The organism is Geoanaerobacter pelophilus (genome assembly GCF_018476885.1).
In the GTDB taxonomy this organism is placed as follows: domain Bacteria; phylum Desulfobacterota; class Desulfuromonadia; order Geobacterales; family DSM-12255; genus Geoanaerobacter; species Geoanaerobacter pelophilus.
The window spans coordinates 310301-328229 of the sequence record NZ_JAHCVJ010000001.1 but is presented as its reverse complement, the minus strand read 5'-3'; the positions used below and the strand labels follow the sequence as shown (position 1 = coordinate 328229).

Below are 17929 nucleotides of genomic sequence, written 5' to 3'. Positions count from 1 at the left end.
AAAGAATAAAACATTGCTTGCTGGCAAAAATATGCAGCAAGTTCCTACAATCGAATAAGTACCACGTTTCTTATCAAGAGCGACCGAGGGACAGGCCCTATGACGTCGCGGCAACCTCCCGAAAGGGAAGGTGCCAATTCCTGCGAAACCGACAGGTTTCGGGAGATAAGGGAGCGCGGACGATCTGCAAAGAGAGTCCCCTTCCGCACCCCGGAAGGGGATTTTCATTTTGGAGGTCTATCATGAACATCGCATCTCAGGCAGCACAGATTGGACTTGATTGGGATACCCGTACCGGCGCAGTCACTGTCCCGATCTATCAGACAGCTACTTTTCGCCACCCCGGCCTTGGTCAGAGCACCGGCTACGACTACTCCCGTTCCGGCAATCCGACTCGTCAGGCGCTTGAAGACGGCATTGCCAAGCTGGACGGCGGTTGCCGCGGTTTTGCCTACGCTTCTGGGATGGCGGCCATCACCAGCCTGCTGTTCCTGTTCAGCCATGGCGACCACATTATCGTCACCGAGGATCTCTACGGCGGCACCTACCGGCTTTTTGAAAAGATCTTCAACCAGTACGGCCTGGAATTCACCTATGTCGATACCAGCGACACCAGTGCCGTGACGAGCGCAATTCAGCCGAATACCAAGGCGCTTTTTGTCGAGTCCCTGACCAATCCCCTGTTGAAGGTCGCCGATATCTCGGCACTCTCGGCCCTCTGTCGCGAAAAAGGTCTGCTGTGCATCGTCGATAATACCTTTCTCACCCCGTATCTGCTCCGGCCGCTGGACCTGGGAGCGGATATCACTGTCTACAGTGGCACCAAGTACCTGGCCGGTCACAACGATACTGTCTGCGGTCTGGTGGTTGTCAAGGACCCGGAATTGGCAGAGAAGGTCTACTTTCATCAGAACGGCGCCGGCGCTGTCCTTGGCCCCCAGGATTCCTGGCTCGCGATACGGGGGATAAAAACCCTTTCCGTGCGGCTTGACCGGCAGCAGGAAAATGCCCAGACTATTGCCGAATGGCTGACCAGGCACCCTCTGGTCAGGAAGGTCTATTATCCGGGGCTTCCCGGACATCCCGGACACGAGCTTCTGAAGGCTCAGGGGAGCGGTTTTGGCGCAATGATCTCATTCGAGGTTGCCGATCCCTCTCTTGTTGAACCGTTGCTGTTGCGGACCGGGCTCATTTCCTTTGCCGAGAGTCTGGGCGGGGTGGAAACCCTGATCACCTTCCCGGAAGTTCAGACCCATGCCGACATCGAGCCGGAAAAACGGGAGAAATTGGGGATCAACAAGGTGCTGTTGCGGCTTTCGGTGGGAATCGAGAATGTCGATGACCTGATCGCCGATCTGGACCAGGCATTTGCCATAGAGGAGGCGGCATGAAATTCGAGACGAGACTGATCCATGGGAGCCACACCATTGACCCGGCCACCGGGGCGTTGAGCATACCGGTTTGCCAGACCTCGACCTTTGCCCAGGGTTCTGTTGACCATTTCGGCAAATATGATTACGCCCGCTCCGGGAATCCAACCCGCGAGGCCCTTGAAGAGGCGATTGCCGGGCTGGAGGGCGGGACGCATGCCTTTGCCTTTGGTTCCGGCATGGCAGCCATATCCTCTACCTTGCTGCTTTTCCAGCCGGGAGACCATCTGGTGGTCTGCGAGGATGTTTACGGAGGGGCTTTCCGGGTCCTGACCAGGCTGTTCGGCCGGTGGGGGCTGACCGTGACCTTTGTCGATGCCACCAGCCTGGATGCGATCGAAGCTGCCATCAGGCCCGAGACCAAGGCAATCTACCTGGAAACCCCGTCAAACCCGCTGCTCAAGATAACCGATCTTGCCGGAGCGGCGGAGTTGGCACGAACCCGAGGGTTGCTGACCCTGGTAGACAACACCTTCATGACTCCGTACCTGCAACGCCCGCTTGATCTTGGCTGCGATATTGTCCTGCACAGCGGCACCAAGTTTCTCAATGGCCACAGTGATGTTGTCTGCGGCTTTGCCGTGACAAAAGACCGTGAACTGGCAAGCCAGCTCGCTTTTATTCAGAACGGCTTTGGCGCCATTCTAGGCCCGCAGGACTGCTGGCTGACCTTGCGTGGGCTTAAGACCCTGAAGATCCGCATGGAAGAGTGCCAGAGTTCGGCAATCCGTATTGCAAACTGGCTGACAACCAGATCACGGGTGAAGAAGGTCTATTATCCGGGACTGGCAGATCACCCCGGTTTTGCAACCCATAATCGGCAATCTGCCGGTCCCGGTGCGGTTCTGTCATTCGAACTGACATCGTATGAACTTACCAAGAGCCTACTGGAAGGGGTAGAACTGGCCGCCTTTGCCGTCAGCCTCGGCGGGGTGGAGAGTATTCTTTCCTACCCGGCAAAGATGTCCCATGCGGCAATGCCTCCTGAAGAGCGGGCTAGTCGTGGCATCAGCGATACACTGGTCAGGCTTTCCGTGGGACTCGAAGCGCCTGAAGACCTGATTGCAGATCTAGGTCGTTTTCTGGTTGATTAGTTTATGTATATCAGCCGTGCTGGCTATCTTACATTCAATTCATCGCATATTGACAATACTCCCCTCGGAAGGTAGAGTTAATCTTTACGAAATCTATAAGAGGAGGAACAGTATATGAAAAAGTGGCGTTGTGTTATTTGTGACTATATCCATGAAGGCCCCGAGCCCCCTGAAATCTGCCCCGAGTGCGGAGCCGGCAAGGAAAATTTTGAAGAAGTATCGTAGGTCCCTGTAGAAAATCTTAGTTTATTTTTATCGGAGGTGCATATGGGGTTTGTAACCCTTGAAGAAGTAATAAAATACGCAGTGAAGCGGGAAGAAGACGCAGTCCAGCTGTACACCCGGGCGGCAGAGCTGACTACCAGTATTGCTGCACGCAAGATGTTTGAGGAGTTTGTGGCGGAAGAGATGGGCCACAAGAAGGTCTTCAGCCAGATGGACCTGGCAAAGGCTGAACAGTATAAGGCCAGCAAGGTTCCTGATTTGGGGATAAGCAAATATCTTGTGGATCTTGAGCTGAAGCCTGACATGAGTTATCCTCAGATCCTCCAATTTGCCATTAAAACCGAGGAGAATGCCTACCAGCTTTACAAATCCGCCGCAGAAGTGACAGAAGACCCGCAATTGAAAAAGACCCTTGAGGTTTTCGCCGATGTTGAGCTGGGCCACAAGAAGCGGATAGAAGCGATCTACGACGAGAGAGTCTTGACCGAAAACTGAGACCGACGGGTACAGTTTTACCGGGCCGTTGCGTATAACCGTGACGGCCCTTTTTTATGGCTTTTTTTGACGGAAACGATCCTCGGGTTATACTTTAAGCAAATGGCTGATCAAGGAGCCCGTTATGTTTGATATCTTCAATTTCTTCCCAATGATCGTTTTCATTGTCGCGATGGTAGCTCTGTTAAGTAACGCCATAAAAATCCTGCCAGAGTACGAGCGGGGTGTGCTGTTTCGCCTGGGACGGCTTAAGGCGACCCGTGGTCCGGGTCTGGTCTTCATTATTCCCGGTATTGACAGGCTGGTACGGGTTTCGCTCAGGATTGTGGCGCTGGATGTGCCGCCGCAGGATGTCATCAGCCGTGACAACGTGACCGTAAAAGTCTCGGCTGTTATCTACTTTCGGGTAACCGAGGCTGAGAAGGCGATCGTCCAGGTGGAAAACTACCTTTACGCGACCAGTCAGCTTGCCCAGACCACCTTGCGGAGCGTGCTTGGCCAAGTTGAGCTGGACGAACTGTTGGCCAACCGGGAAAAGATCAACAAGGAGTTGCAGGAGATCCTCGCAAACCACATCGACCCCTGGGGGGTCAAGGTGACTGCGGTTGAGGTGAAGAACATCGACTTGCCGCTTGAGATGCAGCGGGCAATAGCCAAACAGGCCGAGGCCGAGCGCGAGCGGAGGGCCAAGATTATTCATGCCGAAGGGGAACTGCAGGCCTCGGAAAAACTTGCCCAGGCTGCCAAGATGCTTGCTTCGGAGCCTTCATCCATGCAGCTGCGCTATCTGCAGACGCTCACCGAGATCGCTGCCGAGAAAAACTCGACCACCATCTTCCCGGTGCCGATCGACCTGATTACCCAGTTTCTGGACAGAAAGAAGAGTGATTAACGACGTTACTTGATTCCAAGGAGGGATTTCATGCTGAGCAAAAAAAGTTACACTGCGTTGAACAAGCATATGAACACCGAGCTTTATTCTGCCTACCTGTACCTCAATATGTCGGCGGCTGCCAATGCCATGGGGTTCAAGGGGACAGCTAACTGGTTCAATGTGCAGTATCAGGAGGAGATGGTCCACTTTCAGAGGTTCTATGACTATATCAACAGCCAGGGGGAGCAGGCGGTTATTGGCCAGATTGCTGCCCCGGCAAGCAAGTTCAAATCGTTGTTGCACCTGTTTGAAGAGACCCTGAAGCACGAACAGTTCATAACAAAATGTATCAATGAACTGACTGAAGTTGCCACAGTCGAAAAGGATCATGCCTCCCGGATATTCCTGCAGTGGTTCATTACCGAGCAGATAGAAGAGGAGGAGAATGACCGGGACATCATCGGCAAACTCAAGCTCCTGGGGGATAATGGGTACGGATTGCTGATGCTGGACAGTGAGCTTGGAGCCAGGGTGTTTACCCCGCCGGCAACTCCGGCTGCATAGCGGCTTGTGAAATTGCTGCAGTAAAAGAAAAGCCCGCCGAAATGGCGGGCTTTTGTCGTTGCAGTGTAAGGCTCAGCTTACTTGAGCAGTTTTTCTACCTTGGTTTTTCCTTTGAGCTCGTTCACATATTCCTGGACCTTGGCCTGAACCTTCTGACCTTGGAGATATTCGCTTATCTTGGGTTTAACCTCTTCAAACGGAGTGGTCTGAGCTTCCTGTTTTTCGGTCAGCTTGATAATGTGGTAGCCAAACTGGGTCTCCACCACGCCACTGGTCTCGCCCGGTTTAAGCGCAAAGGCTGCTTCTTCAAAAGGCTTTACCATCTGCCCCTTGCCGAACATGCCGAGGTCGCCACCTTGAGCGTTGCTGGGACACGTTGAATTGGCTTTTGCCAGTTCAGCAAAGTCCTTGCCTGCCTTGACATCCTTAAGAATGCCTTCGATTTTCTCTTTCTTCTTTTTCTTGGCATCCGCATCGTCCTTTTGGTCGACGCCGATCAGGATATGGCTGGCCTTAATCTGCTCAGGTTTTCTGAAAAACTTATCGAGATTATCGTCATAAAACTTCTTGGCATCCTCGTCCGCGACCTTGATTTTGGAGGCCACTTCTTTTTCCACAAGATTGCTGACGATTATCTCCTTTTTGGTGTACTCACGCAGGAGCTTTTCGTCAAGATTCTGCTCCTTGAGGGCTTTTTCGAACTCTTCGGTAGAAGGGAAACGGGCCTTCCCTTGGCTGATCTTGTCGTTGATGGTCTTTTCCAGATCCTTCACTTCAACCTTGAGTCCTGCCTGATACAGTAGTTCTGCCGAGGAGAGCTGCTCGATAAGATAATCATCTACCTGCTTCATCTGCTCATTAGTAAGTGGTTGCTGGGGAGGATTCTGTTTCATCAGGATCGCCTTGGCTCTCTCCAGCTCGGCACGGGTAATGGCAGTAGTGCCGACTTTGGCCACCACATCAGTAGGCAAAGGTTTAGTCTGCTCTGCAGCTTTCGGTGCGGCAGCAGCTGTTTGGGCAACTGGTGCGGCAGCTTTTTCAGCAGGTTTTTGTTCGGCGCTTACTGCCGGGCGGAGAGGCTGCATCGCCAGGACGAAGGTTGCGCAGAGCGCCGTGACAACGAGCTTCATTGATGGATTCATCATTCTTCTCCTTTTGAGTATGCATTAGTGCGAGTGAATACTAACATGTTTTTCCGGCTCAGCAAAGTGAAACATGAAGGAATGACTGCTTGTTTTGCTCTGTATAACGGCTGTTTGTGGTTGACATTTGCATGAGTTTCTGCTTTAGTTGCTGCAAGTAATATTTGTTGTGTAACTATTTAAAATAACATGATAAATTTTTAGTAAGCCTAAAGTTTTAACAATACTTTAACTGTTTTATTTTGGATAAATATATCTCTGTCGGAGGTGGCACGGTGGCAGCACGAAAATTTCGCAAGGTTATGGCAGCCAATCGCGGTGAAATAGCAATCAGGATATTCCGAGCGTGCACAGAGCTTGGGATAAGCACAGTGGCTATATATTCAGAAGAGGACAAGCTCTCTCTGCACCGCTACAAAGCAGACGAGGCCTATTTTGTTGGCAAAGGGAAAAGCCCGATCGATGCCTATCTGGGAATCGACGAACTCATTGCCTTGGCCCTCAAGGCCGATGTCGATGCCATTCACCCCGGCTACGGCTTCCTGGCCGAGAATGCGGAATTTGCCGAGAAGTGTGAGGCAGCCGGCATTGTTTTCATCGGCCCTACTGCCGAGATGCAACGGGCTTTGGGCGACAAGGTTGCCGGTCGTAAAGCCGCTGTGGCTGCCGGAGTTCAGGTGGTGCCCGGTACCGAGGAGCCTATTGCCAAGGAAGAAGAGGCCCTGAAGTTCGCCAAGGAATTTGGTTACCCGATCATCATCAAGGCCTCGGCCGGTGGTGGTGGGCGCGGGATGCGGGTGGCCCGCAACAAGAAGGAACTGTTGGAGGGATTGGTGGCTGCCAGCAGCGAGGCCAAGGCATCGTTTGGCAATGCGGCAGTTTTTTTGGAGCGCTACATCGAAAACCCTAAACATATTGAAGTCCAGGTGCTGGGCGACAACCACGGCAACCTGGTGCACTTCTTCGACCGTGACTGCTCGGTGCAGCGCCGCCACCAGAAGGTGGTTGAGTTTGCCCCGGCGCTCTGCTTGACTCAGACCCAGCGCGAAGAGCTGTGCACAGCGGCTCTGAAAATAGCCGGCCAGGTAAAATACCGCAATGCCGGTACGGTGGAGTTCTTGGTGGACCAGGAAGGGAACCACTACTTCATCGAGATGAACCCGCGGATCCAGGTGGAGCACACTGTTACCGAGATGATCACCGGTCGCAACCTAGTTCAGTCACAGATTCTGGTGGCTGCCGGCCACAAGCTGTCCGACCCGGAGATCAATATCCCCAGCCAATCGGCTATCGATATGCGCGGCTATGCCATCCAATGCCGGATTACCACCGAGGATCCGGCTAATAACTTTGCTCCGGATTTCGGCACCCTCACCACCTACCGTTCGGCAGCCGGTGCCGGTATCCGGCTCGATGCGGGCAATGCCTTCACCGGCGCCAAGATCACGCCGCATTACGATTCACTGCTGGTCAAAGTCAGTTCCTGGGGATTGACCTTCAAGGATGCCGCTCACATCATGAACCGCGCCCTGCAGGAATTCCGGGTTCGTGGCGTGAAGACCAACATCGGCTTTCTGGAAAACGTGGTGACCCACCCGGTGTTTATCAAGGGGAACTGCGACACCTCGTTTATTGAAAAGCATCCTGAACTGCTCCAGGTCCGCGAGAAAAAAGACCGGGCCAGCAAGGTGCTGTCGTTTCTCGGCGATGTCATTGTCAACGGCTCTCCTGGGGTGGCCAAGCCGCTCAAGTCTGCAGAGTTGCTGGAGGCGCGGGTCCCAGAGATTGACTACACCAAGCCCCGTCCGGCAGGCAGCCGCGACCTGTTCATGCAGCTGGGGGCAGAAGGGCTCTCCAAGTGGATATTGGAGCAGAAAAAGCTGCTGCTGACTGATACCACCATGCGTGACGCCCACCAGTCGAACCTGGCAACCAGGGTGCGTACCTACGACCTGTTGAAGATCGCTGAGCCGACTTCCTATCTGGGTTCCGACCTCTTCTCCCTGGAGTGCTGGGGCGGGGCCACCTTTGACGTCTCCATGCGTTTCCTCAAGGAAGACCCGTGGCAGCGGCTGCACAAGCTGTCGGAGATGATCCCCAATATCCTGTTCCAGATGCTGCTGCGGGGCTCCAATGCTGTTGGTTACACCAACTACCCGGACAATGTGGTGCAGAAGTTTGTCGAGGAGGCCGCGAATTCCGGTGTGGATATCTTCCGCGTGTTCGATTCGCTGAACTGGACCACCGGCATGCGGGTGGCGATGGAAGCGGTCAGGAAGAGCGGCAAGATCTGCGAGGCGGCGATCTGCTATACTGGCGATATTACCGATCCGAAACGGGACAAATATCCTCTCGAATACTATGTGAGCATGGCCAAGGAGCTGGAAAAGATGGGTGCTCACATCCTGGCGATCAAGGATATGGCTGGACTGCTCAAGCCGATGGCCGGCTACAAGCTGGTCAAGGCGCTGAAGGAAAACATCGGCATCCCGGTTCACCTGCACACCCACGACACCTCCAGCAATGCCGGAGCCATGCTGCTGATGGCCAGCCAGGCCGGCGTGGATATTGTCGATGCGGCGCTGTCGTCCCTGTCCGGGCTTACTGCCCAGCCGAACCTGAACGCCCTGGTGGCTGCCCTGGAAGGATCTGAGCGGGATCCGCAGGTCAATGCAGCTGGTCTGCAGCAGCTGGCCAACTACTGGGAGACAGTGCGCGATTACTATGCCCCGTTCGAGTCCGGCTTGAAGAGCGGCACTGCTGAGGTCTACCACCATGAGATCCCAGGCGGCCAGTACTCGAACTACAAGCCGCAGGTTGCCGGGCTTGGCCTGCTTGATCGCTGGGAAGAGTGCAAGGAGATGTACCACAAGGTGAACCTGCTTTTCGGCGACATCGTCAAGGTGACACCGTCATCCAAGGTTGTCGGTGACATGGCCATGTTCCTGGTAAAGAACAACCTGCAGCCGGAAAATGTCTTTACCTCAACCGAGGAACTGGCTTTCCCTGAGTCGGTGGTGGGGATGTTCAAAGGGATGCTCGGCCAGCCATACCAGGGATGGCCCGAGGAGTTGCAGAAGATTATCCTGAAAGGTGAGCAGCCGATCACCTGCCGCCCCGGCGAGCTGCTGGAGCCGGTTGACTTTGATGAAGAGCGGCTCAAGCTGGAAGAGCGGATGGGACACCGGATTGACGACAAGGCGCTCATTTCTTCGATCCTGTATCCCCATGTTTATCCTGAATTTGACCGCCATCGTCAGGACTACTCGGACACCTCGGTTATCCCTACGCCGATCTTCTTCTACGGACTGGAGCCGGGCCAGGAGACCTCGCTGGATATCGAGCCGGGCAAGACTTTGATTATCAAACTGAATGCCATTGGCAAGGTGCAGTCTGACGGCACCCGCCAGGTCTATTTTGAGCTGAACGGCAATGCCCGGTCAGTCACGGTACGTGACCAATCGGTGCAGTCCGATGAGGCCGTGAGCGAGAAAGCCGACAAAGGGAACCCAAAGCATGTCGGTGCGCCGATGCCGGGCAAGGTTCTCAAGCTCAATGTCAAGGCAGGGGATGCGGTCAAGGCCGGCGATGTCCTGATGGTCACCGAAGCGATGAAGATGGAGACCAACATCAAGGTCAAGGAAGACGGCACTATTGCTGAAGTGAAGTGCAAAGAGGGCGGCAAGGTTGAAAAGGACGACCTGGTTATTGTCTTAGGCTAACCGATTTAACTGCCGGCATTGTTACTCGCCCCGTTTCCCTTGATTGGAGACGGGGCGGTTTCGTTTGGCTTTCCGGGATGATTTTTGGTTGCCCTGATCCGCTTCTCTGTTATACTTCGCCGCAATTCATTGAGGAAGAGGTGCAATGCAAGACGGAAAGTTATGCGAGCTGGAAGACTGGTTCACCGATTACTGTCGTACCTTTGAGAACGACGATGAATCGGCAGTGCGCAACTACACCCTCAAGGAGTTGCATACCGGTAAAGTAAGGGCTAACATCCGTTTGCTGGCCGAAGCGGCCGGTCTCTCTGGAGACCGCCTGGATCTGGCGGAGATGGTCGGTCTGCTGCATGACGTGGGCAGGTTTGAGCAGTATCGCAACTATCGGACATTTCAGGACAGTAAATCGGAAAACCATGCCGCGCTCAGCGTTAAGGTTATTCGTGACAATAGGCTTCTCGAGGGGTTGACAAAAGAGGAGGCCGCTATCATCTTACAAGCAGTCGGCCTGCATAATGCCTTTAAGATCCCCGCGTCAGTTACCGGGGAGCAACGGCTCTATCTCAATCTTATTCGCGATGCGGATAAGCTCGACATCTGGAGGGTCTTTGTCGATCAGTCGTCGCTACCCGACAATGAGCAGGCCTCAGCGGCGAACCTCGGTTTCCCGGATCTCCCGGACTGTTCTCCCGAGGTGTTGGAAGTCATAGGGCGGCGGCAGATGGTGGAACTGTCACTGCTGCGGACAGTCAATGATTTCAGGTTGCTGCAGCTGTCATGGGTGTTCGATCTTCATTTCCCGGACTCTTTCAGGCTGGCCAAGGAGCGGGGAGACCTGGCACGGCTCGCGGCAAAGCTTCCTTACTCCCCAAATGTCGAGCGTTCCTTGCGAACGGTGTGGGATGTCCTCTCGTCACGCTGTTGTTAATAACCGCCGGCTGGGTTTTTCCTGAAAGAGTCGGGAATGATGATACAATGCAGAGCATGGATCGCACTGCGTCACGCTACAAAGGAGGATCATAAATGAAACGATATGCAGCACAGATTTTCGTAATGCTCTTGGGGATGTTTGTGGTAACAGCCACCTTTATGGAAAGCGAAGCCCAGGCACGTGCCGGCGGCAGCCGCTCCATGGGGAGCCGCGGTTCCCGCAGCTATTCCCGCCCAGCGCCAACCACACCCTATCGCCAGGCAACTCCGGCGCCAATGCCGTCCAACCCTTCACCTTTCCGGCAACCGCAGCAGGGAGGTTTCTTCCGGGGCATGATGGGTGGGATTGCCGGCGGCATGCTGGGTGGAATGCTCGGTGGTATGCTCTTCCGGGGGATGGGCTTTGCCGGTCCTGGCGCAGGCGGCTACGGCGGCCCTGGATTGTTCGACATCCTGCTGCTTGCCGGGATCGCTTACCTGATCTACCGCTTCATCAAGAAGCGGCGAGAGGCACAGCCTGCTTACCAGTCTTACGGCGCAAACTATGGCCAGACCGATTACCAGCAGCCCCAGGTTTACGGCAATGCGGCACCGGCCTATGACCAGCCGCACGACGACACTGCGGCAGGACTCTCCTATATCCGGCAGATGGACTATAATTTTGATGAAAGCCGTTTCAAGGACACGGTCATGGATCTCTTCTTCAAGATCCAGGGGGCCTGGATGAACCGTGACCTCTCCACCGCTTCGGCAATGATGACCGAAGAGATGCGCGGCATTCTACAGCAGGATGTGCAGCGGTTGCTGCAGGAGAAGCGGATCAACCGCCTGGAGAACATTGCGGTCAGAAGTGTCGAGATAACCGAGGCATGGCAGGAGAGCGGCAGCGACTTCATCACTACCCTGGTCTACGCCAACCTTCTGGATTACACCACTGACGAGGCCGGTAATGTCCTTGAAGGGAGCAAGACCGACCCGGTCAAGTTCGAGGAATACTGGACCTTTACCCGCCCTGTTGGGCCGAATCAGTGGAAGCTTTCGTCCATTCAGCAGGTATAGCTCAAGGCAACGCCATATTTGAGCCCTCACGGCGTTGGCTCGTCGTCGGCCTCCTCGACGTACTGTTTGTACGCCTCCGGGGTCTCCTCCTCGCCGCCTGGTGATCATCTCAAATCTGACGTTGCGGAAGCAGTATACAATTGGCCGGGACGACCCTCCCGGCCGTTTTTATTAAGGAACTGACTATGGAATTTTTTGTAACCTGCGCCCGTGGCGTAGAAGAGATCCTCGCCGGTGAGCTTGCAACACTCGGCATGGCCGGCATCACCGTTGACCGGGGCGGCGTACGGTTCTCCGGAGAGATGACAGACTGCCGCAAGGCAAATCTCTGGCTCAGGACAGCCAACCGGGTCATGGTGCCGTTGGCAACATTTCCGTGCGATTCGCCGCAGTCGTTGTACGACGGGGTAAAGGCCATCCCCTGGCACGAGTATCTGACTCCGGAGATGACCCTGGCGGTTGATTGCTCCCTCCGGGATTCGGCTATGACCCATTCCCATAACACGGCGCTCAAGGCCAAGGACGCCATTGTCGATACCATCCGCGACCGCTGCGGCTCCCGCCCGAGTATTGATACCAAAGACCCCGGGTTGCGGGTTAATATCCATCTCCTCAAGAACCGCTGTACCGTAAGTCTCGATTCCTCCGGAACTCCGCTGGACAAGCGCGGCTACCGGACCGAGCGCAATGAGGCCCCGCTGCGCGAGACCCTGGCAGCGGCAATAGTACTTTCAACCGGATGGGATGGCTCTGTCCCTCTCAGCGACCCGCTCTGCGGGTCCGGCACGATCCTTATTGAGGCGGCCTTGATTGCGTCAAGGCGGGCACCGGGCCTGGGGCGCAGCTTCGGCTTCGAGAGATGGCCAGGATTTGATGCTTCAGCATGGAAAAGGGAGCTGGAAACCGTCAAAAGTCAGGCCCTTGAAAAACTTCCGGCCCCGATTCTGGGGAGCGACAGCGACGGCAGGACCATTGCCACTGCCCGGAGAAACTCCGAGCGGGCAGGGGTGAGAGACCTGATCGCCCTGACCCGGCACGATATGGCCGATTTCAACCCACCGCCCGGCAACGGGGTGGTCATCTGCAACCCGCCGTACGGCGAGCGGATGGGAGAGGTGGAGGCGCTCAAGCCTTTCTACCGGCAGATCGGCGACCTGTTCAAGCAGCGCTGCAAGGGAAACACTGCCTGGATCTTCACCGGCAGCCAGGAGTTGTCGAAAAATGTGGGGTTGAAGGCGACGCGCCGGATACCGCTCTGGAACGGGCCGCTGGAGTGTCGGTTGTTGAAGTACGAGCTGTATTGAGGACGGGCCGGGAGAACAGCGGCGGTTTTTAGGCAGCTACTTCTTCCAGGTTGGTCACTTGATTGGTTTATTAAGCACGTGCCTTAGCTGCTTGGCAGTATTTATAGAAGGAATCTGTGTGGTCCCATTTCATCCCTTGTACTGGTCGTTGGGATCTGCTTCTGTTGCCATTCTGAAAATCTGCCCCAGCGTCAAATCGCTTATAATACCACTCTTCATTTGTCAATATTTGAGATGGTATACCCGGCCCCGGCCTGTTCGGCTCAGCTGGCGAGAGGTAACAATCAAGCAGCAATTAGTGATTCATCTGATTGTACGGATAATGTTGTTGCCCTCAGCAACATACAATCTGGTTCCATCGGTTGTGATGCCGTTAGGGACATAAAACCTTGCCGAGCTGCCGGTGCCATCGGTGGAGCCAGCCACACCGGCGCTTCCCGCCAGGGTCGTTACTTCACCGGTGGCGATCACGATTTTGCGGATGGTGTAATTAGACCGATCCGCAACATAGAGATTGGTGCCATCGGTGGTGATGCCATTAGGGCGATAGAACCGTGCAGCACTGCCGGTGCCATCAATGGAGCCTGTTGCCCCGGCACTCCCGGCCAGGGTTGTGACCTCACCGGTGGCAATCACGATCTTGCGCACCGTGTTATTGTATGAATCAGCAACATAGAGATTGATGCCGTCGGTGGTGACGTCATAAGGATAAGTCAAACGTGCTTCAGTTCCCGTGCCATCGTCGGAGCCTGTTACCCCGGCGCTCCCGGCCAGTGTCGTGACCTCTCCGGTGGCGATCACAACTTTCCGGATGGTGTGATTAGAGGAATCGGCAACATATAGATTGGTGCCGTCGGTGGTGATGCCATTGGGACGATAGAACCGTGCAGCACTACCGGTGCCATCGGCGGTGCCTGTTGCCCCGGCGCTCCCGGCCAGTGTCGTGACCTCTCCGGTGGCGATTACGACCTTGCGGATGGTGTTTTTTAAATAATCGGCAACATAGATGCCGGTGCCGTCGGTGGTGATGCCATGGGGAGAAAAGAACCGTGCCGCACTGCCGGTGCCATCGGCGGTGCCTGTTGCCCCGGCGGCCCCGGCTATGGTCGTGACCTCGGCGGTGGCAAGCACCACCTTTCGGATGGTAAAGTTATCGGCAACATAGAGGTTGGTGCCGTCGGTGGTGATGCCATAAGGACCAGAGAACCGTGCTGCACTGCCAGTACCATCGGTGGTGCCCGTCGCCCAGCGGCTCCCGGCCAGAGTTGTGACCTCTCCGGAGGCAATCACCACCTTTCGGATGGCAGCGTCATCGGCAACATAGAGGTTGGCGCCGTCATTGGTGATGCCATAGGGAGAGTAGAACCGTGCCGCACTGCCGGTACCATCGGTGGTGCCCCTTGCCCCGGCGCTTCCGGCCAGGGTTGTGACCTCGCCGGAAGCGATCACGATCTGCCGGATCGTAGAGGGTTCGACGACATAGAGGCTGGTGCCGTCGGTGGTGATGCCATAAGGATAAGACAAACGTGCCGCACTGCCGGTGCCGTCGGTGGAGCCTGCTGCCCCGGCGCTTCCGGCCAGGGTCGTGACCTCACCTGAGGTTATCACTATTTTGCGGACGGTTTGATTGGACATATCAGCGACATAGAGATTGGTGCCATCGGTGGTGATGCCCTTAGGGAAATTGAAACGTGCCGCGCTGCTGGTGCCATCAATGGAGCCTGATGCCCCGGCGCTCCCGGCCAGGGTCGTGACCTCACCGGTGGCAATCACAACTTTGCGGATGGTGTTATTAAATGAATCAGCAACATAGAGGTTGGTGCCGTCGGCGGTGATGCCAACAGGAACATTGAACCGTGCCGCGCTGCCTGTGCCATCAATGGAGCCTGATGCCCCGGCGCTCCCGGCCAGGGTCGTGACCGCGCCGGTGGCGATCACGATTCTGCGGATGGTTTGATTGGAGGTATCGGCAACATAGAGATTGGTGCCGTCGGTGGCGATGCCCTCAGGGAAATTGAACCGTGCCGCACTGCCGGTGCCATCAATGGAGCCTATTGCCCCGGCGCTCCCGGCCAGGGTTGTGACCTCTCCGGTGGCGATCACGATTCTGCGGATGGTGTGATTATAGGAATCGGCAACATAGAGATTGGTGCCGTCTGAGGTTATGCCATAAGGACGATAGAACCGTGCAGCACTGCCGGTGCCATCTTGAGAACCAACAACTGAGATACCGGCAAGGATGGCTGTTTCCCCGCTCAATGTCATGGTAACACCTTGGCGCGCACCCCCCATCTGCTTGGTAGAATCTCCGCCGCCACTGCTCCCCCCTCCGCAACCGCCCAGCAAAAGTGTAAGGCTCACTAAAGCAATAACAACTACGAATATTAACGAACGGTTCATTTGAACACCTCCTGTTTTAGACAAGGGGAACTGGCTGAAATTGCCAATTTGGTTGATAGAAAAAGGAAAGAGGAGGCCAGGATACACGTAATCATTTATCTCTCATTTTATCGTTCAACGGCTTGGGAGAACACTGGCGGTTTTAGGCCGGTGCTTCTTCCTTGTTGGCAAATCCTCTTTCCGTTGCGCATTTAAGAGGGGAAATTCTTCCTATTCTCCATAGTTATTTGCGGTTGATTCCCAGATCTTTCTTGGCAGACTTAATGTAGCGGCCAAATGCTTTATCCTTGTTTCGCTTTTCAAGATACGACAGATCGTGAAACTCTGATTCAGTCCTCAGCTTGATAAAGTTCTGATAGTGTGCCCGATGAAGGCTTCCTTCCTCAACTGCAGCCAACACAGCACAACCTTTTTCATTCGAGTGGGAGCAATCACGATATTTGCATTTCGATGCTAACACATAGATATCAGCAAAGCTGTCGCCCATTCCTTCCTCAGCCCCCATAATGCCAAACTCACGCATCCCTGGGTTATCTATCAGCATTGCGCCATTACTCAATAGTATGAGTTCACGCCGCACTGTCGTATGTCGTCCTTCTCCAGTACCACTCACCATTTTGGTCTCAAGTATCTGACGGCCGATCAGCTGGTTTATTAAAGTGCTTTTGCCAACCCCTGATGAACCTAAAAGACTGTAGGTTTTCCCGGATTGTAGAATGTCGCGCACATTGTTAACCCCTTCTCCGGTGATATTACTAAGCGCGATTACCTCCGTAGTTATTCCAGCATTTTTAATTTCATCAATTAGTTCTTGGAGCGTTTCGGGACTTATCAGGTCGGTTTTTGTGAGCAAAACGACAGGGTCTACTTGCCCATTTCTCACCATAACCAAGTAACGTTCAAGTCTGTTAACATTGAAGTCGAACTGACAGGACTGGACTATTAATGCCACGTCAATATTCGCCGCGATCATCTGGTATTCAATAGTATCTCCTGCAGCCTTGCGCCGAAGAAACGACTTTCTCGGAACGACGTCATGAATTATTCCAAAATCGTCAGAGCCGCTGTATTGAATGGATACCCAATCTCCAACACAAGGGAAATCACTCGGTCGCTCAGTTGTATATAGAAAACGGCCGGCAAGCTTTGCGCGGTATTCACCAGATTCATCTATTACAAGAAGTTGTTCACGATCCACTGCAACAACACGTGCAACACGGTGCCCTGCCCAGATTATTTCTTGTGCCTTTGCATCAAACCATTCATTCCATCCAAATTGATTCAGTTGTTCAGAAACAGATATCATTTGATATTCCTCAAAATGTAAAATTAGAATTCTCTTTTTAGCGGCCAACGGGGTCGGCGTTGACCCGCCCGTCTTTTGGGGCGGCGTCTAACGACGTGGTTGGACTTTTCCATTTTTACTTTGTTCGGCGAAAACAGTCCATCTGGCTTCTCCTATCCCTTTCAAGGCGCTCGCAATATGTGTATCGAAATCAAGTGCATCCAAAAGGACAAATCCTTCAGTCATGGCAAAAGCCAACGATGCGAGTGGGATGCGTTCTTCCTCCCGCTCCACTTTCAGCATTGAGGTCAGTTTTCCAAAAAAAGTGTCGCATATCTGTTTAGCTATGGCGAGATATGGCTCTTTTTCTGCTGCGGTGAGTGGGACTAACTCAAGCCAGAGCTTCAAGTAGGGATTGATAAGAGGGTTTTTTATCAACTGGGCAAGATGCGGTAGCAAAATCTGTAAAGGCATCTGCTCTGAACTAGCACTATTTAATATACTAATAAGACGGTCATTGATGCGAACCAATGTAGCAGTGAGTAACTCGTCTTTATTGGTGAAATAATGCAGAAGCATCCGGTCGCTCATGTCGGCTGCCGTAGCTAATTGACGCAGACTTGATTCCTTCATGCCAAATTGAAGAAGGTGATCCGCAAGTTTTTCAATGATAATCTGTTTTTTCGCGTCTGTTTTGCTCATCTATATATCCCTTGACAAGAACTGTAGCGGTTGCTACATATTATTGTAGCAACCGCTACAATAATTGATTTGTGGAGAGAATCATGTCAACTGAAATTAATAGGTTGGTTCCGTTTCGTATACTATTGATTGCAATGATAATCTGCATCATTGTTTATACGAGCATTGTGGGGCTAAACCATGGTTGGAATTTATTTCCGCAGTTTTTCGGCGACATGGTAGCCATGACATGGCCTGGGCAATTCAATTTTGACTTCATGTGTTTATTGATTTTTTCCGGATTATGGCTTGCATGGCGTCATCAGTTCTCTCCCGGTGGAATAATTATTGGCATGTTAGGATTTTTCGGCGGCACAATGTTTCTTGCGCCATATCTTCTTTTTGTAAGCTTTAAGGCAAAGGGAGATATGAACGAGATTCTCTTGGGTTCTAGTCGATAATTATATCCCTTCTTGTCCAACTTATTATTGATCAGTTCTGGCCAACATACCTTTTAGTCTGCCAATAACAAAAAAACATATAAATGCTATTGGCGTAACTTATTGTATTTAAGATAAAAGCCATATTGGTCAACACTCTTAAAAGGATGCTGGCCAAATCTGGCCAACATCCATAGGCTGATTACGGTCATCTTCCAATCAGGTTGCGCTTGAAACAGCTAATGCATGGGTGTCAGCAAATTAGCGCGCATTATTTCCCTGTT

At 53.6% G+C, this 17929-nt stretch carries 15 protein-coding genes and 1 riboswitch; of the genes, 11 read left to right on the top strand and 4 right to left on the bottom strand.

What is annotated here, in order from left to right; all coding sequences use genetic code 11:
- The first annotated feature begins 67 nt into the window (after positions 1-67).
- Positions 68-172, top strand: a riboswitch (SAM riboswitch).
- A 70-nt stretch (positions 173-242) separates the two neighbouring features.
- The 6 genes from KI809_RS01470 to KI809_RS01450 all read left to right on the top strand — a co-directional run bounded on the left by KI809_RS01470 (position 243) and on the right by KI809_RS01450 (position 4682).
- On the top strand, positions 243-1391 hold the full coding sequence (locus KI809_RS01470; RefSeq protein ID WP_214169739.1) for a trans-sulfuration enzyme family protein: 1149 nt from the start codon (positions 243-245) through the stop codon (positions 1389-1391).
- Complete coding sequence (locus KI809_RS01465) at positions 1388-2524, top strand: trans-sulfuration enzyme family protein (RefSeq protein ID WP_214169738.1); 1137 nt, start codon at positions 1388-1390, stop codon at positions 2522-2524. Before KI809_RS01470 ends, KI809_RS01465 begins: the two co-directional genes overlap by 4 nt.
- Positions 2525-2638: 114 nt before the next feature.
- The gene (locus KI809_RS20835; RefSeq protein WP_337833268.1) at positions 2639-2749 is read left to right on the top strand and encodes a rubredoxin-like domain-containing protein; all 111 of its coding nucleotides are present in this window, start codon (positions 2639-2641) and stop codon (positions 2747-2749) included.
- 42 nt (positions 2750-2791) lie between these two features.
- Complete coding sequence (locus KI809_RS01460; RefSeq protein ID WP_214169737.1) at positions 2792-3244, top strand: ferritin family protein; 453 nt, start codon at positions 2792-2794, stop codon at positions 3242-3244.
- 124 nt (positions 3245-3368) lie between these two features.
- A complete protein-coding gene (locus KI809_RS01455) occupies positions 3369-4136 on the top strand; it encodes a slipin family protein (RefSeq protein WP_214169736.1) in 768 nt (255 codons plus the stop codon).
- Between the two features lie 30 nt (positions 4137-4166).
- Positions 4167-4682, top strand: coding sequence for a ferritin (locus KI809_RS01450; RefSeq protein WP_214169735.1), 516 nt, complete (start codon positions 4167-4169; stop codon positions 4680-4682).
- A gap of 77 nt (positions 4683-4759) precedes the next feature.
- Here the strand turns inward: KI809_RS01450 and KI809_RS01445 are convergent, their stop codons facing one another.
- Positions 4760-5824, bottom strand: coding sequence for a peptidylprolyl isomerase (locus tag KI809_RS01445; protein WP_246559104.1), 1065 nt, complete (start codon positions 5822-5824; stop codon positions 4760-4762).
- Between the two features lie 275 nt (positions 5825-6099).
- Here KI809_RS01445 and KI809_RS01440 point away from each other — a divergent pair, with 275 nt between their 5' ends.
- From KI809_RS01440 to KI809_RS01425, 4 genes are all read left to right on the top strand, one after another.
- A complete protein-coding gene (locus KI809_RS01440; protein WP_214169734.1) occupies positions 6100-9546 on the top strand; it encodes a pyruvate carboxylase in 3447 nt (1148 codons plus the stop codon).
- A 145-nt stretch (positions 9547-9691) separates the two neighbouring features.
- Complete coding sequence (locus tag KI809_RS01435; RefSeq protein WP_214169733.1) at positions 9692-10474, top strand: HD domain-containing protein; 783 nt, start codon at positions 9692-9694, stop codon at positions 10472-10474.
- Between the two features lie 95 nt (positions 10475-10569).
- Complete coding sequence (locus KI809_RS01430) at positions 10570-11535, top strand: Tim44 domain-containing protein (protein ID WP_214169732.1); 966 nt, start codon at positions 10570-10572, stop codon at positions 11533-11535.
- 185 nt (positions 11536-11720) lie between these two features.
- On the top strand, positions 11721-12839 hold the full coding sequence (locus tag KI809_RS01425; RefSeq protein ID WP_214169731.1) for a THUMP domain-containing class I SAM-dependent RNA methyltransferase: 1119 nt from the start codon (positions 11721-11723) through the stop codon (positions 12837-12839).
- 303 nt (positions 12840-13142) lie between these two features.
- On the opposite strand, the gene KI809_RS01420 is transcribed toward KI809_RS01425, so the two are convergent.
- The 3 genes from KI809_RS01420 to KI809_RS01410 all read right to left on the bottom strand — a co-directional run bounded on the left by KI809_RS01420 (position 13143) and on the right by KI809_RS01410 (position 17226).
- Entirely contained in the window at positions 13143-15239 is a 2097-nt protein-coding gene (locus KI809_RS01420) for an NHL repeat-containing protein (RefSeq protein WP_214169730.1), read from the bottom strand.
- A 223-nt stretch (positions 15240-15462) separates the two neighbouring features.
- Positions 15463-16545 carry a ribosome small subunit-dependent GTPase A gene (rsgA, locus tag KI809_RS01415; protein WP_214169729.1) on the bottom strand — a complete coding sequence of 361 codons (1083 nt, stop codon included), beginning with the start codon at positions 16543-16545 and terminating at the stop codon, positions 15463-15465.
- An 87-nt stretch (positions 16546-16632) separates the two neighbouring features.
- A complete protein-coding gene (locus KI809_RS01410; RefSeq protein WP_214169728.1) occupies positions 16633-17226 on the bottom strand; it encodes a TetR/AcrR family transcriptional regulator in 594 nt (197 codons plus the stop codon).
- Positions 17227-17309: 83 nt separating this feature from the next.
- Between KI809_RS01410 and KI809_RS01405 the strand changes: the two genes are divergently transcribed.
- Positions 17310-17666, top strand: coding sequence for a hypothetical protein (locus tag KI809_RS01405; RefSeq protein ID WP_214169727.1), 357 nt, complete (start codon positions 17310-17312; stop codon positions 17664-17666).
- Positions 17667-17929 lie beyond the last annotated feature (263 nt).